At 60.7% G+C, this 22,881-nt stretch carries 22 protein-coding genes and 1 pseudogene; 17 read left to right on the forward strand and 6 right to left on the reverse strand.

Translation table 11 applies throughout. The annotated features are described in order from the left end of the window. The first annotated feature begins 92 nt into the window (after nucleotides 1-92). The 4 genes and pseudogenes from coaBC to argB all read left to right on the forward strand — a co-directional run bounded on the left by coaBC (nucleotide 93) and on the right by argB (nucleotide 4,328). Nucleotides 93-1,301, forward strand: coding sequence for a bifunctional phosphopantothenoylcysteine decarboxylase/phosphopantothenate--cysteine ligase CoaBC (coaBC, locus tag AABM52_RS29910; protein WP_347909759.1), 1,209 nt, complete (start codon nucleotides 93-95; stop codon nucleotides 1,299-1,301). Between the two features lie 5 nt (nucleotides 1,302-1,306). Further along, entirely contained in the window at nucleotides 1,307-1,762 is a 456-nt protein-coding gene (gene dut / locus AABM52_RS29915; RefSeq protein WP_007975171.1) for a dUTP diphosphatase, read from the forward strand. A gap of 239 nt (nucleotides 1,763-2,001) precedes the next feature. Then, nucleotides 2,002-3,405: pseudogene (locus tag AABM52_RS29920) on the forward strand (phosphomannomutase/phosphoglucomutase); the annotation flags it as partial. A gap of 17 nt (nucleotides 3,406-3,422) precedes the next feature. Further along, nucleotides 3,423-4,328 carry an acetylglutamate kinase gene (gene argB, locus AABM52_RS29925; RefSeq protein ID WP_008047078.1) on the forward strand — a complete coding sequence of 302 codons (906 nt, stop codon included), beginning with the start codon at nucleotides 3,423-3,425 and terminating at the stop codon, nucleotides 4,326-4,328. A 166-nt stretch (nucleotides 4,329-4,494) separates the two neighbouring features. Here the strand turns inward: argB and pyrE are convergent, their stop codons facing one another. After that, nucleotides 4,495-5,139 carry an orotate phosphoribosyltransferase gene (gene pyrE, locus AABM52_RS29930; RefSeq protein ID WP_011336558.1) on the reverse strand — a complete coding sequence of 215 codons (645 nt, stop codon included), beginning with the start codon at nucleotides 5,137-5,139 and terminating at the stop codon, nucleotides 4,495-4,497. Nucleotides 5,140-5,219: 80 nt separating this feature from the next. Here pyrE and AABM52_RS29935 point away from each other — a divergent pair, with 80 nt between their 5' ends. Beyond that, a complete protein-coding gene (locus AABM52_RS29935; protein WP_003176915.1) occupies nucleotides 5,220-5,999 on the forward strand; it encodes an exodeoxyribonuclease III in 780 nt (259 codons plus the stop codon). 116 nt (nucleotides 6,000-6,115) lie between these two features. Here AABM52_RS29935 and AABM52_RS29940 read toward each other — a convergent pair whose 3' ends face one another. Continuing rightward, a complete protein-coding gene (locus AABM52_RS29940) occupies nucleotides 6,116-6,484 on the reverse strand; it encodes a DUF4870 domain-containing protein (RefSeq protein WP_046038952.1) in 369 nt (122 codons plus the stop codon). A 28-nt stretch (nucleotides 6,485-6,512) separates the two neighbouring features. Next, on the reverse strand, nucleotides 6,513-7,235 hold the full coding sequence (rph, locus tag AABM52_RS29945) for a ribonuclease PH (protein WP_007989575.1): 723 nt from the start codon (nucleotides 7,233-7,235) through the stop codon (nucleotides 6,513-6,515). A gap of 268 nt (nucleotides 7,236-7,503) precedes the next feature. Between rph and AABM52_RS29950 the strand changes: the two genes are divergently transcribed. The 6 genes from AABM52_RS29950 to AABM52_RS29975 all read left to right on the forward strand — a co-directional run bounded on the left by AABM52_RS29950 (nucleotide 7,504) and on the right by AABM52_RS29975 (nucleotide 12,808). After that, nucleotides 7,504-8,367, forward strand: coding sequence for a YicC/YloC family endoribonuclease (locus tag AABM52_RS29950; protein ID WP_347909760.1), 864 nt, complete (start codon nucleotides 7,504-7,506; stop codon nucleotides 8,365-8,367). 12 nt (nucleotides 8,368-8,379) lie between these two features. Continuing rightward, on the forward strand, nucleotides 8,380-9,000 hold the full coding sequence (gene gmk, locus AABM52_RS29955) for a guanylate kinase (protein WP_046038947.1): 621 nt from the start codon (nucleotides 8,380-8,382) through the stop codon (nucleotides 8,998-9,000). Nucleotides 9,001-9,167: 167 nt separating this feature from the next. Beyond that, nucleotides 9,168-9,431: a DNA-directed RNA polymerase subunit omega gene (gene rpoZ, locus AABM52_RS29960; protein ID WP_007921129.1), complete on the forward strand. Its 264-nt coding sequence runs from the start codon at nucleotides 9,168-9,170 to the stop codon at nucleotides 9,429-9,431. Nucleotides 9,432-9,488: 57 nt separating this feature from the next. Further along, nucleotides 9,489-11,594 carry a bifunctional GTP diphosphokinase/guanosine-3',5'-bis pyrophosphate 3'-pyrophosphohydrolase gene (spoT, locus tag AABM52_RS29965; protein WP_347909761.1) on the forward strand — a complete coding sequence of 702 codons (2,106 nt, stop codon included), beginning with the start codon at nucleotides 9,489-9,491 and terminating at the stop codon, nucleotides 11,592-11,594. A 24-nt stretch (nucleotides 11,595-11,618) separates the two neighbouring features. Beyond that, complete coding sequence (locus AABM52_RS29970; RefSeq protein ID WP_003229509.1) at nucleotides 11,619-11,999, forward strand: RidA family protein; 381 nt, start codon at nucleotides 11,619-11,621, stop codon at nucleotides 11,997-11,999. 68 nt (nucleotides 12,000-12,067) lie between these two features. Then, a complete protein-coding gene (locus AABM52_RS29975) occupies nucleotides 12,068-12,808 on the forward strand; it encodes a hypothetical protein (RefSeq protein WP_347909763.1) in 741 nt (246 codons plus the stop codon). A gap of 87 nt (nucleotides 12,809-12,895) precedes the next feature. Here the strand turns inward: AABM52_RS29975 and AABM52_RS29980 are convergent, their stop codons facing one another. Next, nucleotides 12,896-13,753, reverse strand: a complete 858-nt coding sequence (locus AABM52_RS29980; protein WP_347909764.1) for an SDR family oxidoreductase — start codon at nucleotides 13,751-13,753, stop codon at nucleotides 12,896-12,898. Nucleotides 13,754-13,941: 188 nt separating this feature from the next. Between AABM52_RS29980 and exbB the strand changes: the two genes are divergently transcribed. The 6 genes from exbB (at nucleotide 13,942) to AABM52_RS30010 (ending at nucleotide 20,876) form a co-directional block, all read left to right on the forward strand. Further along, nucleotides 13,942-14,913: a tonB-system energizer ExbB gene (gene exbB, locus AABM52_RS29985; protein WP_347909766.1), complete on the forward strand. Its 972-nt coding sequence runs from the start codon at nucleotides 13,942-13,944 to the stop codon at nucleotides 14,911-14,913. 6 nt (nucleotides 14,914-14,919) lie between these two features. Next, complete coding sequence (gene exbD / locus AABM52_RS29990) at nucleotides 14,920-15,348, forward strand: TonB system transport protein ExbD (protein WP_347909767.1); 429 nt, start codon at nucleotides 14,920-14,922, stop codon at nucleotides 15,346-15,348. Further along, a complete protein-coding gene (locus tag AABM52_RS29995; protein WP_347909768.1) occupies nucleotides 15,345-16,094 on the forward strand; it encodes an energy transducer TonB in 750 nt (249 codons plus the stop codon). The genes exbD and AABM52_RS29995 overlap by 4 nt, the downstream gene beginning before the upstream one ends. A 285-nt stretch (nucleotides 16,095-16,379) precedes the next feature. Next, nucleotides 16,380-17,309, forward strand: coding sequence for a LysR substrate-binding domain-containing protein (locus AABM52_RS30000; RefSeq protein ID WP_347909769.1), 930 nt, complete (start codon nucleotides 16,380-16,382; stop codon nucleotides 17,307-17,309). Between the two features lie 9 nt (nucleotides 17,310-17,318). After that, on the forward strand, nucleotides 17,319-19,394 hold the full coding sequence (gene recG / locus AABM52_RS30005; RefSeq protein WP_347909770.1) for an ATP-dependent DNA helicase RecG: 2,076 nt from the start codon (nucleotides 17,319-17,321) through the stop codon (nucleotides 19,392-19,394). A 78-nt stretch (nucleotides 19,395-19,472) separates the two neighbouring features. Continuing rightward, on the forward strand, nucleotides 19,473-20,876 hold the full coding sequence (locus AABM52_RS30010; RefSeq protein ID WP_347909771.1) for an HDOD domain-containing protein: 1,404 nt from the start codon (nucleotides 19,473-19,475) through the stop codon (nucleotides 20,874-20,876). 75 nt (nucleotides 20,877-20,951) lie between these two features. On the opposite strand, the gene AABM52_RS30015 is transcribed toward AABM52_RS30010, so the two are convergent. After that, entirely contained in the window at nucleotides 20,952-22,256 is a 1,305-nt protein-coding gene (locus tag AABM52_RS30015; RefSeq protein WP_347909772.1) for a hypothetical protein, read from the reverse strand. 152 nt (nucleotides 22,257-22,408) lie between these two features. Beyond that, the gene (locus tag AABM52_RS30020) at nucleotides 22,409-22,780 is read right to left on the reverse strand and encodes a helicase (RefSeq protein ID WP_347909773.1); all 372 of its coding nucleotides are present in this window, start codon (nucleotides 22,778-22,780) and stop codon (nucleotides 22,409-22,411) included. Between the last annotated feature and the right edge of the window lie 101 nt (nucleotides 22,781-22,881).

The raw sequence follows: 22,881 nt of genomic DNA on the forward strand, positions 1-22,881 counted from the left end.
TGTGATATCGTAGCCCATCTTTTTTGCGGGCGAATTCACCCTGGGGAGGGGGTTTCGCCACGTATGTCACCAACGAATTGAAAGGCAGGCCTATGCAGCGGCTGTATCGGAAACGCATTGTTCTGGGCGTCGGCGGCGGCATCGCAGCCTACAAGAGCGCCGACCTGGTTCGCCGCCTGATCGATCAGGGCGCCGAAGTGCGCGTGGTCATGACCCGTGGCGGCGCAGAGTTCATCACACCGCTGACCATGCAGGCCCTGTCCGGGCACCCGGTCCACCTGGACCTGCTGGACCCGGCGGCCGAAGCGGCCATGGGCCACATCGAGCTGGCCAAATGGGCCGACCTGGTGCTGATCGCCCCCGCCACGGCGGACCTGATCGCCCGCCTGACCCAAGGCATTGCCGATGATCTGCTGACCACGCTGGTGCTGGCCACCGACGCAGTGGTCGCCGTCGCGCCGGCAATGAACCAGGCGATGTGGCGCGACCCGGCGACCCAGGCCAACCTGCAAACACTCGAAAGCCGCGACATCAAGGTCTTCGGCCCTGCTTCCGGCAGCCAGGCCTGCGGTGACGTCGGTCTGGGGCGCATGCTCGAAGCCCTTGAACTAGCCCAGTGCGCCGCCGACTGCTTCCAGCGTCAGGCGCTGACCGGCAAACACGTACTGATCACCGCCGGCCCGACCCAGGAAAACATCGACCCGGTGCGCTACATCACCAACCACAGCTCCGGGAAAATGGGCTTTGCCTTGGCCGAAGCCGCCGTGGAAGCCGGTGCCCGTGTAACCCTGATCACCGGCCCCGTGCACCTGCAGACCCCGGATCGCGTCACCCGCATCGACGTGGTCAGCGCCCGCGACATGCTGGCCGCCTGCGAAGCGGCGATCCCTTGCGACCTGTTCATCGCCTCGGCAGCGGTCGCGGATTACCGCCCGGAAGTCGTCGCCCCACAGAAACTCAAGAAAGATCCTACGAACGGCGACGGCTTGTTGCTGCAGATGGTGCGTAACCCGGACATCCTGGCCACCATCGCCACACGCCCTGACCGCCCGTTCAGTGTCGGTTTCGCCGCCGAAACCGAACACCTGCTCGATTACGCTGCACGCAAGCTGAAAGACAAGAACCTCGACCTGATCGTCGCCAACGACGTCGCCAACCCGAGCATTGGCTTCAACAGCGAAGAAAACGCCTGCAGCGTCATCGACCGCGAGCTTCACGCCACACTTTTCGCCCAGACCAGCAAGAGCAAGATTGCTCGCCAGCTGATCACCTTTATCGCCGAACGTCTGAACCAGGTTTAATTTACATGCACGCTTTGCAAGCCAAGATCCTCGACCCCCGCATCGGTACCGAATTCCCGCTGCCGCAATACGCCACACCGGGCTCCGCCGGCCTAGACCTGCGCGCCATGCTGGAACAGGACACCGTGATCAAGCCGGGTGAAACCGTGCTGATCCCCACCGGCCTGTCGGTCTATATCGGCGACCCGAACCTGGCGGCGCTGATTCTGCCGCGCTCGGGGATGGGCCATAAGCACGGCATCGTGCTGGGCAACCTGGTGGGTCTGATCGACTCAGACTACCAAGGCCCATTGATGGTTTCCTGCTGGAACCGTGGCCAGACCGAATTCACCATGCCGGTTGGCGAGCGCCTGGCGCAATTGGTGCTGGTGCCGGTGGTGCAGGCTCACTTCGAGATGGTTGAAGAGTTTGTCGAAACCGAGCGTGGCACTGGCGGCTTCGGCCATACCGGTACCCGCTGATCCGGTTACGCTCTTCTTGTGGCGGGGGATCTGACACCCTCGCCACAAAATTCAAATTGTCATCTGCAAGGTTTAGCTCCGGAAATCAAGGCATTGCCCGGCCTAACCCTTGCCGTCATGGGCGTCATGGCCCTTTCACAGCACGAACTCTCTGCGGAAAACGCCGTCATACCCTTCAGTTTGAACCTGCTGCCGAATGAGTCGGCGGCCTGTCCAGCCACTTTCGAGATGGAGCATTTCCACAGATGAACACCCCGGCCAAAGTCGCACCCAAGTTCCCTGACAGCATCTTCCGCGCCTACGACATCCGCGGCACCGTCCCGGAATTCCTGAACGCCGAAACCGCTTACTGGATCGGCCGCGCCGTCGGCTCCCAAAGCCTGGCCCAGGGCGAGCCAAACGTGTCCGTCGGTCGCGATGGCCGTCTGTCTGGTCCGGAACTGGTCGCGCAACTGATCAAAGGCATCGCCGACAGCGGCTGCCACGTCAGTGATGTCGGCCTGGTCCCGACTCCGGCGCTCTACTACGCCGCCAACGTACTGGCCGGCAAATCCGGTGTGATGCTCACCGGTAGCCACAACCCGTCGAACTACAACGGTTTCAAGATCGTCATTGCCGGCGACACCCTGGCCAACGAACAGATCCAGGCCCTGCACGACCGCCTCAAGACCAATAACCTGAGCAGCGGCCAGGGCAGCATCACCCAAGTCGAGATCCTAGACCGCTACAACACCGAAATCGTCCAGGACATCAAGCTTGCCCGTCGCCTGAAAGTGGTCGTCGACTGCGGCAACGGCGCGGCCGGCGTGATCGCCCCGCAACTGATCGAAGCGCTGAACTGCGAAGTCATCCCGCTGTTCTGCGAAGTGGACGGCAACTTCCCGAACCACCACCCGGACCCGGGCAAGCCTGAAAACCTCGCGGACCTGATCGCCAAGGTCAAGGAAACCAACGCTGACATCGGCCTGGCCTTCGACGGCGATGGCGACCGCGTCGGCGTGGTGACCAACACCGGCAGCATCGTCTACCCGGACCGTCTGCTGATGCTGTTCGCCCGCGACGTCGTGGCGCGCAACCCGGGCGCCGAGATCATCTTCGACGTCAAATGCACCCGTCGCCTGATTCCGCTGATCAAGGAATACGGCGGCCGGTCGTTAATGTGGAAGACCGGTCACTCGTTGATCAAAAAGAAAATGAAACAATCCGGCGCCCTGCTGGCTGGCGAAATGAGCGGGCACATCTTCTTCAAGGAGCGCTGGTTCGGTTTCGACGACGGCATTTACAGCGCAGCACGGTTGCTGGAGATCCTCAGCAAGGAAAAATCCTCGGCCGAAGAGTTGTTCGCAACCTTCCCGAACGATATTTCTACGCCGGAAATCAATATCCATGTGACCGAAGAGAGCAAATTCAGCATCATTGATGCATTGCACGATGCGCAGTGGGGCGAAGGCGCCGACCTGACCACCATTGACGGCGTGCGAGTCGACTACGCCAAAGGCTGGGGCCTGGTACGCGCCTCCAACACCACTCCGGTGCTGGTGCTGCGTTTCGAGGCCGATGACGAGGCTGAATTGCAGCGCATCAAGGACGTATTCAAAGTCCAGTTGAAGCGTGTTGCACCTGATCTCCAACTACCGTTCTGATTCACCCGGAGCCCTGAATGACCCTCGAACGCGAAGCCGCCGCCAACACCGCCAAGGTACTGTCCGAAGCGCTGCCTTACATCCGCCGTTATGTCGGCAAGACACTGGTGATCAAATACGGCGGCAACGCGATGGAAAGCGAGGAGCTGAAAACCGGCTTCGCCCGCGACATCGTGCTGATGAAGGCCGTGGGCATTAACCCGGTGGTGGTTCACGGTGGCGGTCCGCAAATCGGTGACCTGCTCAAGCGCCTGTCGATCGAGAGCCATTTCGTCGACGGCATGCGCGTCACCGACGCCGCGACCATGGACGTGGTGGAAATGGTCCTCGGCGGCCAGGTCAACAAGGACATCGTCAACCTGATCAACCGTCATGGCGGCAGCGCCATCGGCCTGACCGGTAAAGACGCCGAGCTGATTCGCGCGAAGAAGCTCACCGTTACCCGCCAGACCCCGGAAATGACCACCCCGGAAATCATCGACATCGGCCACGTGGGCGAAGTCGTCGGCATCAATACCGACCTGCTGAACCTGCTGGTCAAGGGCGATTTCATTCCGGTGATCGCGCCCATCGGCGTCGGCGCCAACGGCGAGTCGTACAACATCAACGCTGACCTGGTGGCCGGCAAAGTCGCCGAAGCGTTGAAAGCCGAGAAGCTGATGCTGTTGACCAACATCGCCGGCTTGATGGACAAGTCGGGCACGGTGCTGACCGGCCTGACAACCCAGCAAGTCGACGACCTGATCGCCGACGGCACCATCTACGGCGGCATGCTGCCGAAGATCCGTTGCGCACTGGAAGCGGTCCAGGGCGGCGTTGGCAGCTCGCTGATCATCGACGGTCGCGTGCCGAACGCGATCCTGCTGGAAATCTTCACCGATACCGGTGTGGGCACCCTGATCAGCAATCGCAAGCGTCCTTAAGCGATAGCGCAAACAAAAAGACCCCACTCGGCCTGGCTGAGCGGGGTCTTTTTTGCCTGCATTCCCTGTAGGAGCGAGCCTGCTCGCGATGGAGTCTTGTCAGTCAACATCAATGTTGAATGATCTACCGCTTTCGCGAGCAGGCTCGCTCCTACAGGGTTTGGCGTCAGACGCCAAATTGCGCGCGGTAGGCTTCCACCGCCGGCAGATGCTGTTTGAGCTGCGGATCGTCGGCGAGGAATTCCAGCACCTGGTTCAGCGAAACGATGCTGATGACCGGGATGCCGAAGTCACGCTCGACTTCCTGGATCGCCGACAACTCGCCGTTGCCACGCTCCTGACGGTTCAGGGCGATCAGCACGCCGGCGGCCTTGGCGCCGTCCTGGGAAGCGATAATCTGCATCACCTCACGGATTGCGGTGCCGGCGGTGATCACGTCGTCGATGATCAGAACGTCGCCGGTCAGGGGGGCGCCAACCAGGCTGCCGCCTTCACCGTGGGCCTTGGCTTCCTTGCGGTTGAAGCACCATGGCAGGTCACGGTTGTGATGTTCGGCCAGGGCCACGGCGGTGGTCGCCGCCAAAGGGATGCCCTTGTAGGCCGGGCCGAACAGCACGTCGAAGGGAATGCCGCTCTCGGCAATGGCAGCGGCGTAGAAACGTCCCAACTGCGCCAGGGCCGAACCCGAGTTGAACAGGCCTGCGTTGAAGAAGTAAGGACTGGTGCGCCCGGACTTCAGGGTGAACTCACCGAAGCGCAAAACGCCGCGATCGATGGCAAAACGGATGAAATCGCGCTGATACGCTTGCATGAAAAACCCCAAATACCACGGATTTAGCTAATTAGCTTGACGCCGTGTATCATACACGCACGCGATTTTTGGGGCCATTTATGCGGATCATCAGTGTGAACGTCAATGGTATTCAGGCTGCAGTCGAGCGTGGTTTGCTCAGTTGGCTGCAGGCACAGAATGCCGACGTCATCTGCCTGCAGGACACCCGCGCCTCCGCCTTTGAACTGGACGATCCAGCCTTCCAACTGGATGGATACTTCCTTTATGCCTGCGATGCCGAAGTTCCCGCCCAAGGCGGCGTGGCTTTGTATTCGCGGCTGCAACCGAAGGCTGTCATCAGCGGTCTCGGTTTCGAGACGGCCGACCGCTACGGGCGCTACCTGCAAGCCGATTTCGACAAGGTCAGCATCGCGACCTTGCTGCTCCCTTCGGGGCAGAACGGCGATGAAGACTTGAACCAGAAGTTCAAGCTAATGGACGACTTCGCCCGTTATCTGGATAAACAGCGACGCAAACGCCGCGAGTACATTTACTGTGGCTCGCTGTACGTGGCGCAACAGAAGCTGGATATCAAGAACTGGCGCGACAGCCAGCAATCTCCGGGCTTCCTGGCACCTGAACGTGCCTGGATGGACGAGATTGTCGGCAACATGGGTTATGTCGACGCCCTGCGTGAAGTCAGCCGTGAAGGCGACCAGTACAGCTGGTGGCCGGACAACGAACAGGCGGAGATGCTCAACCTCGGTTGGCGCTTCGACTATCAGTTGCTGACCCCCGGCCTGCGCCGCTTCGTACGCAGCGCACGCCTGCCACGCCAGCCGCGGTTCTCGCAACACGCGCCGCTGATCGTGGACTACGACTGGACGCTGACCATTTAAGCGTCGTTTCGCAGACACAAAAAAGCCGACTTCAGGGTCGGCTTTTTTGTGGGCGGTGTCTTTGCTTTCTGTAGGAGCGAGCAGGCTCGCTCCCACAATGGGATCTTCGTTGATCGTTACTTGATCAACCGCCAGGTGAACGGATACCGATAAGGCTGCCCTTCATTGGCCTTCACCCCAGCAATGATCGTCAGCACCAGCGCACCGATCGCGATCAGGCCAAACAGGAAGAACCCGATAATCACCACCATCAGCAGGAAGCAGATAGCCGAGGCGATGGCGACGGTGATCTGGAAGTTCAGCGCCTCCTTGCCCTGAGCATCAATGAACGGGTCCATCTCGCGCTTCATCTGCCAGAGAATCAGCGGGCCGATGATCGTGCCAAACGGAATCCAGATCCCCAGCAAGGCGGACAAGTGGCAAAACATGGCCCACTGGCGCACCTCCTGGCTCGGCGTGGGCAGCGGCAGTTGCTCGTCACTCATGGTGTCCTCCTTGTCTGGAGCAGTCCGGTCAGTCGGCCAGTGCGGCCTTTTGCAGTTCGAAGATCTCGTTCATGCCTTTCTTGGCCAGTTCGAGCATGGCGTTCAACTCTTCAGGCTGGAACGGCGCGCCTTCGGCAGTACCCTGGACCTCGATGAAGCCGCCAGCGCTGGTCATTACCACGTTCAGGTCGGTCTCGGCGGCCGAGTCTTCCAGGTAATCGAGGTCGAGCACAGGCTCGCCCTTGTACATGCCCACGGAAACCGCAGCGATCATCTGCTTGACCGGGTCGCCGCCCTTCAGGCCCCCACGCTTCTTGATCACTTTCAAGGCATCGATCAGCGCAACCATTGAACCGGTGATCGACGCGGTGCGGGTGCCACCGTCAGCCTGGATCACGTCGCAGTCGACGTACAGGGTGACGTCGCCCAGCTTGGACATGTCCAGCGCTGCGCGCAGGGAACGACCGATCAGACGCTGGATTTCCAGAGTGCGGCCGCCTTGCTTGCCACGGCTGGCTTCACGTTGGTTACGCTCGCCGGTAGCGCGCGGCAGCATGCCGTACTCGGCGGTCAGCCAACCCTGGCCCTGGCCTTTCAGGAAACGCGGTACGCCCGGTTCAACGCTGACGGTGCAGATGACCTTGGTATCGCCGAACTCGACCAGCACAGAACCCTCGGCGTGTTTGGTGTAGTTGCGGGTGATGCGGATCGAGCGGAGCTGATCGGCAGCGCGACCACTTGGACGTATCATAGGGAGTACCTGTACTGGGGACGGAAAACTGCGGAGCATTATAGAGCCGACGGCCGCCACTGGGCACTTCTAAAAAAATCCTCCGACGACCGAGGGCTCTGCACCGCGCGTCGGTGCAGGCCTGCCGCTCTTTGTCACACTGTGTGTTTGGGCGCATCCGCGCCACTGCGCTACAATCCTGCGCCTTTGCTGCCAGTCGGCTTTAATTCATTGATATCGGATTCCCGGAACCTCGGTTCTGTGCCGATCTGCCTTGCGAGGTACCTCCATGGTGCACAGCATGACCGCCTTCGCCCGCGTCGAGAATGCCGGCGTCCAGGGCACCCTGAGCTGGGAATTGCGCTCGGTCAACAGCCGCTACCTGGAACCGCACCTGCGTCTGCCGGAGTCCTTTCGCGACCTCGAGGGTGCTGTTCGTGAGGCCCTGCGCCAGGGCGTATCCCGGGGCAAGCTCGAATGCACCCTGCGCTTCACCGAAGAGAACACCGGCAAGGCGCTGCAAATCGATCAGGAGCGCGCCGCACAACTGGTCGCCGCCGCCGAGACCATCGCCAGCCTGATCAAGAACCCGGCAGCGCTGAACCCGCTGGAAGTCCTGGCCTGGCCCGGCGTACTGGTAGGCGACGCCACCGACCCGCAAGCCTTGAACGCCGAAGCGCTGGCACTGTTCAATCAGGGCCTCAAGGAACTGAAGGCCGGCCGCGAGCGCGAAGGCGCGGAGCTGGCGCGGCTGATCAACGAGCGCCTGAGCTCCATCGAAGAAGACGTGGTGACCTTGCGCGAACTGGTCCCGCAAATGCTCGCCACCCAGCGCCAGAAAGTCCTTGATCGCTTCGCCGACATGAAGGCCGAGATGGACCCGCAGCGCCTGGAGCAGGAAATGGTCATGCTCGCGCAAAAAAGCGACGTTGCCGAAGAACTGGATCGCCTGAGCACTCACATCATCGAAGTTCGCCGGGTTCTCAAATCCGGTGGCGCCGCCGGTCGGCGCCTGGACTTCCTGATGCAGGAACTCAACCGCGAAGCCAATACACTGGGCTCCAAAGCCTTCGACCCGCGCAGCACCCAGGCTGCGGTCAACCTCAAGGTGTTGATCGAGCAGATGCGCGAACAAGTGCAGAATATTGAGTAAGGCTACCCCGACATGACACACAGCACCGGCACCCTGTACATCATTTCCGCCCCTTCGGGTGCGGGCAAGAGCAGCCTGGTCAAGGCCCTGACCGACGCCAATCCGGAGATCCGCGTCTCGGTCTCCCACACCACCCGCGCCATGCGCCCCGGTGAAGTGAATGGCGTGAACTATCACTTCGTCGACCGCAGCGAATTCGTGAAGATGATCGAGCACGGGGATTTCCTCGAGCGCGCCGAAGTGTTCGGCAATCTCTACGGCACTTCGCAAAGCCACCTGCAGCAGACCCTGGACGAAGGCCACGACCTGATTCTGGAAATCGACTGGCAAGGTGCCGAGCAAGTGCGCAAGCTGATGCCGCAGGCCCGTTCGATCTTCATTCTGCCGCCGTCATTGCAGGCCCTGCACCAGCGCCTGACCAATCGCGGCCAGGACAGTGACGAAGTCATTGACGGCCGGATGCGCGAAGCCGTCAGCGAAATGAGCCACTACGTCGACTACGACTACCTGATCATCAACGACGATTTCGCCCACGCGCTGCACGATCTGAAGGCGATTTTCCGCGCCAATCAGCTGATTCAGAAGCGTCAGCAGCAGCGTCACGGCAAATTACTGGCTGAATTGCTCGGTTAATCAGCGCTTCCCAAAACCGCTGCAAGGGCTTTACATTGGCACTTGTAGCGTGTTGAAGGGCTTGGTCAAAAAATCAGCGCTTCCCTAATCGCTGGTGATTTTTTAAACTGTTGAGTCCGCTCGCCCATCCGGGCAGCGCGCATATTGCATTTGCTACGAGGAAGACCATGGCCCGCGTAACCGTTGAAGACTGCCTAGAACACGTGGATAACCGCTTTGAGCTGGTCATGCTCTCTACCAAGCGTGCCCGTCAACTGGCCACCGGCGGCAAAGAGCCGAAAGTAGCATGGGAAAACGACAAGCCTACCGTCGTCGCCCTGCGTGAAATCGCTGAAGGCCTGATCGACTACGCAGCTATCGCTGAAGCCGAAATCGTTGAAGATGAACCGCTTTTTGCTGCATTCGAGGACGAGTCCAACGAGGCCGTCTAAGCCTATGCCTGGTCGACGTAGCACGGCGCGGGATAAAAGCTTACGGCAGGAGATATCATGCCGAGCATAGACGCCCTCGCCGATCGCTTATCGACCTACCTCGGCAAGGACCAGGTCAATCTGGTCCGCCGAGCGTATTTCTACGCCGAACAAGCCCACGACGGCCAACGCCGCCGTAGCGGCGAGGCGTACGTCACGCACCCACTCGCGGTTGCGAATATTCTTGCCGACATGCACATGGACCATCAGAGTCTGATGGCCGCGATGCTGCATGACGTGATCGAAGATACCGGTATTGCCAAAGAGGCGCTGCAAGCGCAATTCGGTGAAACCGTGGCCGAACTGGTCGACGGGGTCAGCAAACTGACCCAGATGAACTTCGAGACCAAGGCCGAAGCCCAAGCCGAAAACTTCCAGAAAATGGCCATGGCCATGGCCCGCGACATTCGCGTGATCCTGGTCAAGCTGGCCGACCGCCTGCACAACATGCGCACGCTGGAGGTGCTGTCCGGCGAAAAACGCCGGCGCATAGCCAAGGAAACCCTGGAAATCTATGCGCCCATCGCCAATCGGCTGGGCATGCACGCCATCCGCATAGAGTTCGAAGACCTCGGCTTCAAGGCCATGCACCCGATGCGTTCCGCGCGGATCAACCAGGCGGTCAAACGCGCCCGGGGCAACCGCAAGGAAATCGTCAACAAGATCGAAGAGTCCCTCAGCCACTGCCTGGCCATCGACGGCATTCAGGGCGAGGTCAGCGGTCGTCAGAAACACCTCTACGGCATCTACAAGAAAATGCGCGGCAAGCGTCGGGCCTTCAACGAGATCATGGACGTCTACGCGTTCCGGATCATCGTCGACAAGGTCGACACCTGCTACCGCGTGTTGGGTGCTGTACATAATTTGTACAAACCGTTGCCAGGGCGCTTCAAGGATTACATCGCGATCCCCAAGGCCAACGGCTATCAGTCGTTGCACACCACGCTGTTCGGCATGCACGGTGTTCCGATCGAGATCCAGATCCGCACCCGTGAAATGGAAGAGATGGCCAACAACGGCATCGCCGCCCATTGGCTGTACAAGTCCAGCGGCGACGAACAGCCCAAAGGCACCCATGCCCGCGCCCGCCAGTGGGTCAAGGGCGTGCTGGAAATGCAGCAACGCGCCGGCAACTCGCTGGAGTTCATCGAAAGCGTGAAGATCGACCTGTTCCCGGACGAGGTCTACGTGTTCACGCCCAAAGGCCGGATCATGGAGCTGCCCAAGGGCTCCACGGCGGTCGACTTCGCTTACGCGGTGCACACCGACGTCGGCAACAGCTGTATCGCCTGCCGGATCAACCGTCGTCTCGCGCCACTGTCCGAACCGCTGCAAAGCGGCTCCACGGTCGAGATCGTCAGCGCCCCCGGCGCACGGCCGAACCCGGCCTGGCTCAACTTCGTGGTCACCGGCAAGGCGCGTACGCACATCCGCCATGCGCTGAAACTGCAACGCCGCTCCGAATCCATCAGCCTGGGCGAACGCCTGCTGAACAAGGTCCTCAACGGTTTCGACAGCTCGCTGGAGAAAATCCCGGCCGAGCGCGTCAAGGCCATGCTCGTCGAGTACCGCCTCGAACTGATCGAAGACCTGCTGGAAGACATCGGCCTGGGCAATCGCATGGCCTATGTAGTGGCCCGCCGGTTGCTGGGCGAAGGCGAACAGCTGCCAAGCCCTGAAGGCCCGCTGGCGATTCGCGGCACCGAAGGCCTGGTACTCAGCTACGCCAAGTGTTGCACGCCGATCCCGGGCGACCCGATTGTCGGCCACCTGTCCGCCGGCAAAGGCATGGTCGTGCACCTGGACAACTGCCGCAATATCAGCGAAATCCGCCACAACCCGGAAAAATGCATCCAGCTCTCGTGGGCCAAGGACGTTACCGGCGAATTCAACGTCGAGCTGCGCGTCGAGCTGGAACACCAGCGCGGCCTGATCGCCCTGCTGGCCAGCAGCGTCAACGCAGCCGACGGCAACATCGAGAAAATCAGCATGGACGAACGCGATGGTCGCATCAGCGTGGTCCAGTTGGTGGTCAGCGTGCACGACCGCGTGCACCTGGCCCGCGTGATCAAGAAACTGCGCGCCTTGACCGGGGTGATCCGCATCACCCGCATGCGCGCCTAAGCCCCTAATTACAAGGAGTCCTACATGACCAAGACTGTTATCACCAGCGACAAGGCCCCGGCCGCCATCGGTACTTACTCCCAGGCGATCAAGGCTGGCAACACCGTTTACATGTCGGGTCAGATTCCCCTGGACCCAAAAACCATGGAACTGGTTGAAGGCTTCGAAGCCCAGACCGTCCAGGTGTTCGAGAACCTCAAGGCCGTGGCTGAAGCCGCTGGTGGTTCGTTCAAGGACATCGTCAAGCTGAACATCTTCCTCACCGACCTGAGCCACTTCGCCAAGGTCAACGAGATCATGGGCAAGTATTTCGACCAGCCTTACCCTGCCCGCGCCGCCATCGGCGTAGCAGCCCTGCCAAAGGGCTCGCAGGTTGAAATGGATGCCATCCTGGTCATCGAGTAATGCGTACGGCGCAGCCTCGGGCTGCGCCGACTGCTCTGCTGTAAAGAATGCTTGAAAGGATTCCACCCATGCGCAACGCGCTTGCTCTCTCGCTGCTCGCCCTGTTCCTGGGCGGATGTGCCAGCAACCCTGCCGACCGCGACATCAGCGGCACCTGGATCAACCAGGTGGCGATCGATGCTGCCGCCAAAGGCGTCCCCCTGCGTGAAGCGCTCCAGGCCTATGGCCCGAACCTGGAATGGGACATCAACACCAAGGCCGGTCAGGCCCGCTACACCAACGGTTTTGAAAATGTCGACGGCAAGCTGCTGGGTGAACAGTCCGGCGCCTGGAAAGTCGACTTTTATGGCAGCTCGGCCAGTGAGCTCAAGCGTGACGGCAAGCAACTGAGCCAGTCCGCCAGCGACAACGAGCCCGAGCAAGTCTTCGACCGCGTACAGATCCAGGTACCGGATGGCGCACCGATGGGCGCCAGCTTCGAACGCGCGCTGTATTCCGCCTACATGGGCGGCGGCTGGACAATCGTCAACGGACCTGGCGAAGGCAACACGGTTCAATTCCAGGCCGACGGCCAGGTGACCGGCCTTCCCGGCAGCGATCGCTATGCGTTGTGCCTGGCCGGCGATTGCGCATCCATGAGCGGCGGCAATGACAACATGTGGTTGCAACTCAATGGCCAGGGCAACGCCTGGATCTTTGCGCGCAAGGGCAAGGAGCTGGAGATTTTCCAGACCGTAAACACGGCGCAGGGGGACGAGATGCCTTCGTTCACCCCGGGTGAACGCAAGTGGTTGCTGGAAAAGCAATAAGTACTTGAGAAGATCGCAGCCTGCGGCAGCTCCTACAAGGTTTTCTACACATGTAGGAGCTGCCGCAGGCTGCGATCTTTTTTACTGTTAGCAGCGCCCGTCAATGATCGCCGCATACCCCTCGCGAAAACTCGGGTACTTCGGCGCCCAGCCCAACGCCTTGGCCCGCGCATTGCTGCAGCGCTTGCTGCCAGTGCGACGTACGCTGTCGTCATCGGCCCATTCGGTCACACCCAGATACTCACGCAACCAGCCCACCACATCGGCCAGCGCTGCCGGCGCGTCATCGACGCCGATGTAGACATCATCCAGCGCCACGCCACGCCGATCCGCCTCAAGCAGGCACGCCATCAATCCTGCGGCGTCGTCGGCATGAATCCGATTGGCATACAACGGCGGATCAGTTACCACGCGATACCCCCGACGAACCTGAGTCAACAGCCACTCACGGCCCGGGCCATAAATGCCGGTCAGACGCACGATGCTCGCCGGAATGCCGCTCTTGAGGGCAAGTTGCTCAGCTTCGAGCATCACTCGCCCGGAATAGCCCGCCGCCACGGCCGGTGAAGCCTCGTCGACCCATTCGCCATTCTGCTGACCGTAGACACTGCTGCTGGAAACGAACAACAGGCGATTGGGCACCTGCCCGTAGTCGTCCAGCCACTCCAGCACGTGCTCCAGGCCCTGGACATACGCAGCGCGGTAACCGGCTTCGTCGTGATCGGTGGCCGCCGCGCAATACACCAGGTAATCCACTGCGCCGATTGGCCAGGTAGCCGGGCAATCTTTGTTGAACAGGTCACCGGCCACGCCGATGACGCCCTTGGGCAGGCGTGAAACGTCGCGTCGCAGACCATGGACCTCCCACCCCGCCGCCAGCAATTGCGTGGCGAGGCGGCTGCCGACATCACCACAACCGGCGATCAAAACAGTAGGCGCAGACATCAGAAAACTCCCATCGGAAAGCCACAGACTAGCGCCGGCAATAGACAGGCGGCTAGCAATGCAGGAAAAAAAGAGACGCTATTACTTTTGTTAACAAGAATTAATTGCAATAATGCCTCCCCACTTTTGTTCTCGGCCTTCGAGGCCTGGAAGAACATCACCCGTTTTTTCTCTCAGGTCCGGCCAGCATGACACGCAATCAATTCTCCGCTTCGCCAACCAAACGACCTCGCGCCTGGAGCGCGGTGGCCGCCCTGCTCCTCGGCCTGATGCTCGCGCCAGTCGCCGCATTCGCCGATGTCCAGGCGCCAGCCACACCGGCCGCCACCGCGCCGGCTCCGGCCGATCACGCCGCCCCGGCCGTTGCTCCGGTCGCGACCGATCCTGCCCAGGCCGCACCGGCAGAAACGCTGGGTGAAGACGTCCCTGAAGTCCTCGAAGCCGACAACACCCTGGGCATGGCCCATGACCTGTCGCCGTGGGGCATGTACAAGAATGCCGACATCATCGTGAAAATCGTGATGATCGGCCTGGCCATCGCCTCGATCATCACCTGGACCATCTGGATCGCCAAGGGTCTTGAGCTGATGGGCGCCAAGCGTCGCCTGCGCGGTGAAATCGCCCAACTGAAAAAATCCGCCTCCCTCAAGGAAGCCAGCGCCACCGCGGCGAAGGAAGGCACCCTGGCCAACCTGCTGGTACATGACGCCCTCGAAGAGATGCGCCTGTCGGTCAACAGCCGTGAGAAAGAAGGCATCAAGGAACGCGTCAGCTTCCGTCTTGAGCGCCTGGTCGCGGCCTGCGGTCGCAACATGAGCAGCGGCACCGGCGTGCTGGCCACCATCGGTTCCACCGCGCCGTTCGTCGGCTTGTTCGGTACCGTGTGGGGCATCATGAACAGCTTCATCGGCATCGCCAAGACCCAGACCACCAACCTCGCCGTCGTCGCCCCCGGTATCGCCGAAGCCCTGCTGGCTACCGCGCTGGGTCTGGTTGCAGCGATCCCTGCGGTCGTGATCTACAACGTCTTTGCCCGCTCCATCGCCGGTTACAAGGCCCAGGTGTCCGACGCGTCGGCACAGGTCCTGCTGCTGGTCAGCCGCGACCTCGACCACCAGCCTGAGCGCAGCTCGCAACCGCACATGGTGAAAGTGGGGTAATCGGCCATGGGCCTGCATTTGAAAGAAGGGGCAGACGACGATCTGTCCGAAAACCACGAAATCAACGTTACGCCGTTCATCGACGTGATGTTGGTGCTGTTGATCATCTTCATGGTGGCAGCCCCGCTGGCCACCGTGGACATCAAGGTCGACCTGCCCGCCTCGACCGCCAAGCCGGCGCCGCGGCCAGAGAAACCGGTGTTCCTCAGCGTCAAGGCTGACCAGCGCCTGTTCCTCGGCGAAGACGAAGTGAAGGCCGAAGCACTCGGCGCCACCCTCGACGCCAGGACCCAGGGCAAGAAAGACACGACAATCTTCTTCCAGGCTGACAAAGGCGTGGATTACGGCGACCTGATGAGCGTGATGGACAACCTGCGCTCTGCCGGTTACCTGAAGGTAGGTCTGGTCGGTCTCGAGTCGGCAGCCAAGAAATGATCACGACGCGCCATAAGCTGACGCGTTACGGCGGTAGCCTGGCAGTAGTGCTGGGCGTTCACGCACTGGCCATCGCGCTGGCGCTGAACTGGTCCGCCCGTCCGCCCATCGAATTGCCTCCCCAGGCAATGCTGGTCGAACTGGCACCGGTTCCTGCCCCACCACCGCCTGCTCCGCCGAAGGTCGTCACCCCGCCGCAGCCACCGACTCCGGTTGAAGAACTGCCGATACCCAAGCTCGCCGAAGCGCCGAAAGCTGAAATTGCCGTGCCCAAGCCCGTCAAGCCAAAGCCCAAGCCGCAGCCGCCCAAGCCGGTAGAGAAGAAACCCGAGCCGCCGAAGGAAAAACCGGCCGAAGAAAAACCGGCCGAAACCCAGCAGACTCAGGCACCGACGGAGAAATCCGCCCAGCCTGCGCCGGGCCCGTCGCCTGCTCAAATGGCGGCCAAGGCCAGCTGGCAAGGCACCTTGCTGGCGCATCTGCAGAAGTACAAAAAGTACCCTGCAAGTGCACAGGCACGGGGCAAGGAAGGCATGAACCGTCTGCGTTTCGTCGTGGATGCCGAAGGCAATGTGTTGTCGTTTGAGCTGGTAGGCGCCTCGGGCACTGCCGATCTGGACCGGGCCACCCTGGAAATGATCCGCCGCGCCCAACCGCTGCCCAAGCCACCGGCTGACATGCTGACCAACGGCTCCATCGAAATCGTTGCCCCGTTTGTGTATTCGCTGGAGAAACGCCGCCGGTAAGCGCACCACAACCCCATGTGGGAGCGAGCTTGCTCGCGATAGCGGTCTAACATTCAACGTAGATGTCGAATGCTGGGCCCTCATCGCGAGCAAGCTCGCTCCCACAGTGGTTTCTGCCAGCAGGAAGGTCGCGTTCCAAGCCTAAAAGGCACCGAAAGGTGCCTTTTGCATATCTGCCAGCGGCAAACCGGCATTGTCCGGTGTCACTCGACGCACTCAGTCTGATAACGTGCGTCTATCGATTGCAGCCGGTATGCTTGGCCCGCAACTACATGGACGCTAGCTATGACCCTCACAGAATTACGCTACATCGTTACCCTCGCCCAAGAGCAGCACTTCGGCCACGCGGCCGAGCGTTGCCACGTCAGCCAGCCGACCCTGTCGGTGGGCGTGAAAAAGCTTGAAGACGAACTCGGTGTGCTGATTTTCGAGCGCAGCAAAAGCGCCGTGCGCCTGACGCCGGTCGGCGAAGGCATCGTGGCCCAGGCGCAAAAAGTGCTGGAGCAGGCCCAAGGCATCCGCGAACTGGCCCAGGCCGGCAAGAACCAACTGACCGCCCCACTCAAGGTCGGCGCGATCTACACCGTCGGGCCGTACCTGTTTCCGCACCTGATCCCACAACTGCACCGGGTCGCCCCGCAGATGCCGTTGTACATCGAAGAAAACTTCACCCATGTGCTGCGCGACAAGCTGCGCAACGGCGAACTCGACGCGATCATCATCGCCCTGCCGTTCAATGAAGCCGACGTGCTGACCCTGCAGCTCTACGACGAGCCGTTCTACGTGCTGATGCCGGCGCAGCACCCGTGGACTCAAAAGGAATCCATCGACGCCAGCCTGCTCAACGACAAGAGCCTGCTGCTGCTCGGCGAAGGCCACTGCTTCCGCGATCAGGTGCTGGAAGCCTGCCCGACCCTGGCCAAAGGCAACGACGGCGCCAAGCACACCACAGTGGAATCCAGTTCCCTGGAAACCATTCGCCACATGGTCGCCTCGGGCCTCGGGATTTCGATCCTGCCGTTGTCGGCGGTCGACAGCCATCACTACGCCCCCGGCGTGATCGAAGTGCGACCGTTGTCGGCACCCGTACCGTTCCGCACCGTGGCCATTGCCTGGCGCGCCAGCTTCCCGCGCCCGAAAGCGATTGAAATCCTCGCTGACTCCATTCGCCTGTGCTCGGTGGCCAAGCCAGCGACGCAAGTCGCTGCGGGCTAAGCAACGGTCATGAGCGAGTTGTCGCAAGTGTCGGTGACGGCACTCAAGGGTGTCGGTGAAGCCATGGCCGAGAAACTGGCCAAGGTCGGCCTGGAAAACCTCCAGGACGTGCTGTTTCACCTGCCGTTACGCTATCAGGATCGCACCCGTGTCGTGCCGATCGGCGCACTGCGGCCCGGGCAGGATGCGGTCATCGAAGGCACCGTCAGCGGTGCCGATGTGGTCATGGGCCGGCGGCGCAGCCTGGTGGTCCGGTTGCAGGATGGCACCGGGGGCTTGAGCCTGCGGTTCTACCATTTCAGCAACGCGCAAAAGGAAGGCCTCAAACGCGGCACGCGGATTCGCTGCTACGGCGAGGCGCGACCCGGTGCTTCAGGGCTGGAGATCTACCACCCGGAGTACCGCGCCATCACCGGCGACGAACCGCCGCCAGTGGATGAAACCCTGACCCCGGTCTACCCGCTCACCGAAGGCCTGACCCAACAGCGCTTGCGCCAGTTGTGCATGCAGACCCTCACCCTGCTCGGCCCCAGCAGCCTGCCCGACTGGCTGCCAAACGAACTGGCTCGCGACTACCAATTGGCGCCGCTGGCCGATGCGATCCGCTACCTGCACAACCCGCCCGCCGATGCCGACGTCGATGAACTGGCCCTCGGTCACCACTGGGCGCAGCACCGCCTGGCTTTCGAAGAACTGCTGACCCATCAGCTGTCGCAACAGCGCCTGCGCGAAAGCATGCGCGCCCTGCGTGCGCCCGCGATGCCCAAAGCCACCAAGCTGCCGGCCAAATACCTGGCCAACCTCGGCTTCAGCCCGACCGGTGCCCAGCAGAGGGTCGGCAACGAAATAGCCTATGACCTCAGCCAGCACGAACCGATGCTGCGGCTGATTCAGGGCGACGTCGGCGCCGGTAAAACCGTGGTCGCCGCCCTTGCCGCGCTGCAAGCGCTGGAGGCCGGTTATCAGGTCGCGCTGATGGCGCCCACCGAGATTCTCGCCGAACAGCACTTCATCACCTTCAAGCGCTGGCTCGAGCCGCTGGGCATTGAAGTCGCGTGGCTGGCCGGCAAGCTCAAGGGCAAGAACCGCGTCGCCGCGCTGGAGCAAATCGCCAGCGGCACGCCAATGGTGGTCGGCACCCACGCGTTGTTCCAGGACGAAGTGCAATTCAAGAACCTGGCGCTGGTGATCATCGACGAACAGCACCGTTTCGGCGTACAGCAGCGTCTGGCCTTGCGGCAGAAAGGCGTCGGCGGGCGCATGTGCCCGCACCAGTTGATCATGACCGCCACGCCGATTCCGCGCACGCTGGCCATGAGCGCCTACGCCGACCTCGACACCTCGATCCTCGACGAACTGCCCCCCGGCCGAACCCCGGTCAACACCGTGCTGATCACCGACACCCGGCGGGTCGAAGTCATCGAACGGGTGCGCAGCGCTTGCGCCGAGGGGCGTCAGGCCTATTGGGTGTGCACGCTGATCGAAGAGTCGGAAGAACTGACCTGTCAGGCCGCGGAAACCACGTACGAAGATCTCACCGCCGCCCTCGGCGAGTTGAAAGTCGGGCTGATCCACGGTCGCATGAAGCCTGCGGAAAAAGCTGCGGTGATGGCCGAGTTCAAGGCCGGCAACCTGCAACTGTTGGTCGCGACCACGGTGATCGAAGTCGGCGTGGACGTGCCCAACGCCAGCCTGATGATCATCGAAAACCCCGAGCGCCTGGGCCTGGCGCAATTGCACCAGTTGCGCGGCCGCGTCGGCCGGGGCAGCGCCGTCAGCCATTGCGTGCTGCTCTACCATCCGCCGCTGTCGCAGATCGGCCGCCAGCGCTTGGGCATCATGCGCGAAACCAACGATGGTTTCGTCATCGCCGAAAAGGATCTGGAACTGCGCGGCCCCGGCGAAATGCTCGGCACCCGGCAAACCGGCCTGCTTCAGTTCAAGGTCGCCGACCTGATGCGCGATGCCGATTTGCTGCCCGCCGTGCGGGATGCCGCCCAGGCATTGCTCGAGCGCTGGCCGACTCACGTCAGCCCGCTACTCGACCGATGGCTGCGTCATGGCCAACAATACGGCCAAGTGTGACAACCATCACGGTTTCTGAGGCGTGGCCCCAAGCAAGCTGGTTATACTCCTGCAATTGTTTTAGTCCGGATACAGACCATGACCGAAGTTGCCTTCGCACCCGACACCCCGCACGCTCCGTCGGTTATTCGGCTGATGCTGGGCAAGTTGGGCATTGCCTACGAAGAAGTGCTGGACCGTCACGGCCTCAATGCCGCGCGCAAAGTGCAGGCCGTTCTGCTGGAAGACAGCGTTGGCGTGCTGATGGTGCTGTTCCCGCAGAGCCAATTGCTGGACCTCAATCGCCTCACTGAGCTAACCGGCCGCCGCCTCGCCGCCGTACCCACCGAACGCCTGACAAAAATGCTCGGCAAGCACAACCTCAGCTTGCTGCCGGGCCTGCCGGCGCTGACCAGTTCACCGTGCCTGTACGACGAAAGCCTGCTGCGCGAGCCGAAGTTGCTGATCAACTCCGGTGAGCCGGGCGTGCTGCTGGAAATCACCAGCGAAGACTTCAAGGTGACCATGCTGACCAAGGCCAGTGCCGCCAATTTCGGCGAAAACCTGACCAGCATCCGACCCAACCTCGACCGCCCCGATGACGACCGCGAGGAAATCACCCAGGCCGTCCAGGCGTTCACCGCGCGGCGCATCCAGCAGCGTCTGGAAGCAACCATCGAAATTCCGCCGCTGGCCGAAACCGCGCAAAAAATCATCAAGCTGCGCGTCGACCCCAACGCCACCATCGACGACATCACCGGCGTGGTCGAAACCGACCCGGCGCTGGCCGCACAAGTCGTGAGCTGGGCGGCATCGCCGTACTACGCCTCGCCGGGCAAGATCCGCTCGGTGGAAGACGCCATCGTCCGGGTGCTGGGCTTCGACCTGGTGATCAACCTGGCGCTGGGCCTGGCCCTGGGCAAAACCCTGAGCCTGCCCAAGGACCACCCGCAACACTCCACGCCGTACTGGCAGCAATCGATCTACACCGCCGCCGTCATCGAAGGCCTGACCCGCGCCATGCCGCGCGCCCAGCGTCCGGAAGCCGGCCTGACCTACCTGGCCGGCCTGCTGCACAACTTCGGCTACCTGCTACTGGCCCATGTGTTCCCGCCGCACTTCTCGCTGATCTGCCGCCACCTGGAGGTCAACCCGCACCTGTGCCACAGCTTTGTGGAACAACACCTGCTGGGCATCAGCCGGGAACAGATCGGCTCGTGGCTGATGCGCTACTGGGACATGCCTGAAGAACTGGCCACCGCCCTGCGCTTCCAGCACGATCCTCACTACGACGGTGACTTCGCTGAGTATCCGAACCTGGTGTGCCTGTCTGTGCGCCTGCTGCGCAGCCGAGGCATCGGATCCGGCCCCGACGAAGACATCCCCGACGCCCTGCTCGAACGCCTTGGCCTGAGCCGCGAAAAGGCTAATGACGTGGTCAGCAAGGTTCTGGAAGCTGAAGTGCTGTTGCGCGAACTGGCTTCGCAATTCACTCAGTCATAAAAAGCGGCTCCCACACTCGGTCAAGTGTGGGAGCCGCTTTGCTCGCGAAGAGTTCCAATTAATTAACTGACGCATTCAAGCCAGATAGCGCAACACCCAACCTCCATCAGCCGCACTATATCCAGAGACTACGATTCGACCGTCTTGCGTTATTACCATTGTCCCTGAGTCATTGTAGTCCGGGTTTTCTGGCTCATCTTTATAAACATTCCAACCTTTACCATTAAACGCCGGATCCAGAGTTCCATCAGGCAGGAAGCGGGCAATCGGCACCCGACGGTAATATGGGGCTGCAACCCCCTTAAGCTCACCAATGACAACGATTGCCCCATCTTCCTGAATTTCGCAGTGCCGCCAAACCGTATGTTCATCATTACTCAGATGGGTTAACAACGGCTTCCCGTTGTTGAAAACCTGATTGAATGACCCGCTAGCATTGAGTACTAAGACCAACCCCGCGTGAAGGACGTTAGTATAGTCGGCGCATACAATAACAATCCTTCCATCAGTGTCTCTGACGGTTATTTTGAAATTGAAGACCCAATAAATAAATGACATGAGGATCAAAGCGCGTCCATCATTGAAGTCTCTATCGACGCTTCCGTCCTGATTATAGCGCACCAGATACAGATTACTGGCTCCTGGATTTCCTCTCTCGTCATATCCAGCAAGTACCAAAATTTTGCCGTTTTCCAATAGCGTCGAGTCCTGAAGAGCATTGCCCTCATACTCAAAGCCCACAGGCTTAATGGGTACATAGCCAATACCATTGAAAGATGTATCCACCGAGCCATCTGGATTCAATCGCCATACAGCTGGTGCGGATGGATTAGGCCAATCGAGCCCCCTACCGTTGAAGGAAATTTTCCCCGTCGACCGATCAATCGCAACCCCCCCATCACTACCTGCGATGTGGGTGCCTTCTTCAGTGAGTTTATTTCTCGCTATATACACTGACGCCGTCGGGATTGGAGCGGAAAGGTCCTGAGGAGAATCGTACATGACGACTCGTATTCCCCCCTCTCCGAACGACTCATCCAACGTTCCATCCTGAAGCTGCCGACATAAGACCCTTCCCCTTGAAATCGGGTAATGGATCAACCATCCACCATTCATGGCCGGAATGATTCGAGGAAGTAAATTGTGATACAGCGGCAATTCTACAACGCCCTTGTCACCGAACTCTTGATCAATTGTTCCATCCACATTCAACCTGATGGTTGCTAACTGATAGCTTTCCGGTTTGGTCGTAACAACGAGCAACTTGCCCTCGGGCAATGGCAGAGCGGCTACCGGCTCTGGCGACAACAACACCCTACCGTTGTTGCCAAATGATGGATCGAGGGTTCCTGCGTTTGCTATTGCATGCAAGTCATTCATGGTGGCATTACTCTGGGGTTACTGAGTGTCCGCAAAGGACGCCGCACCAATGAAACCCCCAAATGCATCATGAATCACCTGTCAACAATGACAGTTCGACCTTCGTCAGAAGCCAAGTTAATGACCCCTTGAGCCACCCAGAGCAGGAACACTTACTTTTTTCGAGGCTTCAAATACTTGGTCAACCCCTGGAACCAGATCACCAGCGCCGGGTTGCCCTTGATCTGGATCGTCTTGTCCTGAATCCCCGTCATGAACGCCAGTTGCTTGTTCTTCGCCTGCATCGTGGCGAAGCCGTATGCGGCGTCTTTAAAGGCAATCGCAAACGCAGGCTCGGCATGCACACCCGATTGGCTGGTGATGCGCTGGTCCTTCACGCGGAAGTGCCGCGCCACCTTCCCGTCCAGGGTCTGCAACTGAAACACCAGATCCTTGTCACCCAACTGCTGCTGAAACGCCGGATTGGTCCGGCTGGCCTTACCCATCAACAAACCCAGCATCCACAGCAGAAAACGAAATTTCATGCGCACAGCCTCAGAAGAAAAATGAACGGCTGGGGCAGTTTAACGGCTTCAGGCGATAACACCAGTATCTGCTTGCGTTAGAAGAAGATCAGAACCATCAC

Source organism: Pseudomonas grandcourensis, from assembly GCF_039909015.1.
GTDB lineage: Bacteria > Pseudomonadota > Gammaproteobacteria > Pseudomonadales > Pseudomonadaceae > Aquipseudomonas > Aquipseudomonas grandcourensis.

Bases quoted from the DNA above. Each gene is read 5' to 3' on its own strand.
- AABM52_RS29940 (WP_046038952.1), bottom strand. From the start codon at position 6,484: ATGAGTGACGAGCAACTGCCGCTGCCCACGCCGAGCCAGGAGGTGCGC.
- AABM52_RS30010 (WP_347909771.1), top strand. From the start codon at position 19,473: ATGACCGAAGTTGCCTTCGCACCCGACACCCCGCACGCTCCGTCGGTT.
- coaBC (WP_347909759.1), top strand. From the start codon at position 93: ATGCAGCGGCTGTATCGGAAACGCATTGTTCTGGGCGTCGGCGGCGGC.
- gmk (WP_046038947.1), top strand. From the start codon at position 8,380: ATGACACACAGCACCGGCACCCTGTACATCATTTCCGCCCCTTCGGGT.
- rph (WP_007989575.1), bottom strand. From the start codon at position 7,235: ATGATACGTCCAAGTGGTCGCGCTGCCGATCAGCTCCGCTCGATCCGC.
- AABM52_RS29970 (WP_003229509.1), top strand. From the start codon at position 11,619: ATGACCAAGACTGTTATCACCAGCGACAAGGCCCCGGCCGCCATCGGT.
- AABM52_RS30020 (WP_347909773.1), bottom strand. From the start codon at position 22,780: ATGAAATTTCGTTTTCTGCTGTGGATGCTGGGTTTGTTGATGGGTAAG.
- AABM52_RS29980 (WP_347909764.1), bottom strand. From the start codon at position 13,753: ATGTCTGCGCCTACTGTTTTGATCGCCGGTTGTGGTGATGTCGGCAGC.
- AABM52_RS29935 (WP_003176915.1), top strand. From the start codon at position 5,220: ATGCGGATCATCAGTGTGAACGTCAATGGTATTCAGGCTGCAGTCGAG.
- AABM52_RS30015 (WP_347909772.1), bottom strand. From the start codon at position 22,256: ATGAATGACTTGCATGCAATAGCAAACGCAGGAACCCTCGATCCATCA.
- pyrE (WP_011336558.1), bottom strand. From the start codon at position 5,139: ATGCAAGCGTATCAGCGCGATTTCATCCGTTTTGCCATCGATCGCGGC.
- argB (WP_008047078.1), top strand. From the start codon at position 3,423: ATGACCCTCGAACGCGAAGCCGCCGCCAACACCGCCAAGGTACTGTCC.
- rpoZ (WP_007921129.1), top strand. From the start codon at position 9,168: ATGGCCCGCGTAACCGTTGAAGACTGCCTAGAACACGTGGATAACCGC.
- exbD (WP_347909767.1), top strand. From the start codon at position 14,920: ATGGGCCTGCATTTGAAAGAAGGGGCAGACGACGATCTGTCCGAAAAC.
- exbB (WP_347909766.1), top strand. From the start codon at position 13,942: ATGACACGCAATCAATTCTCCGCTTCGCCAACCAAACGACCTCGCGCC.
- dut (WP_007975171.1), top strand. From the start codon at position 1,307: ATGCACGCTTTGCAAGCCAAGATCCTCGACCCCCGCATCGGTACCGAA.
- AABM52_RS30000 (WP_347909769.1), top strand. From the start codon at position 16,380: ATGACCCTCACAGAATTACGCTACATCGTTACCCTCGCCCAAGAGCAG.
- spoT (WP_347909761.1), top strand. From the start codon at position 9,489: ATGCCGAGCATAGACGCCCTCGCCGATCGCTTATCGACCTACCTCGGC.
- AABM52_RS29975 (WP_347909763.1), top strand. From the start codon at position 12,068: ATGCGCAACGCGCTTGCTCTCTCGCTGCTCGCCCTGTTCCTGGGCGGA.
- AABM52_RS29950 (WP_347909760.1), top strand. From the start codon at position 7,504: ATGGTGCACAGCATGACCGCCTTCGCCCGCGTCGAGAATGCCGGCGTC.
- AABM52_RS29995 (WP_347909768.1), top strand. From the start codon at position 15,345: ATGATCACGACGCGCCATAAGCTGACGCGTTACGGCGGTAGCCTGGCA.
- recG (WP_347909770.1), top strand. From the start codon at position 17,319: ATGAGCGAGTTGTCGCAAGTGTCGGTGACGGCACTCAAGGGTGTCGGT.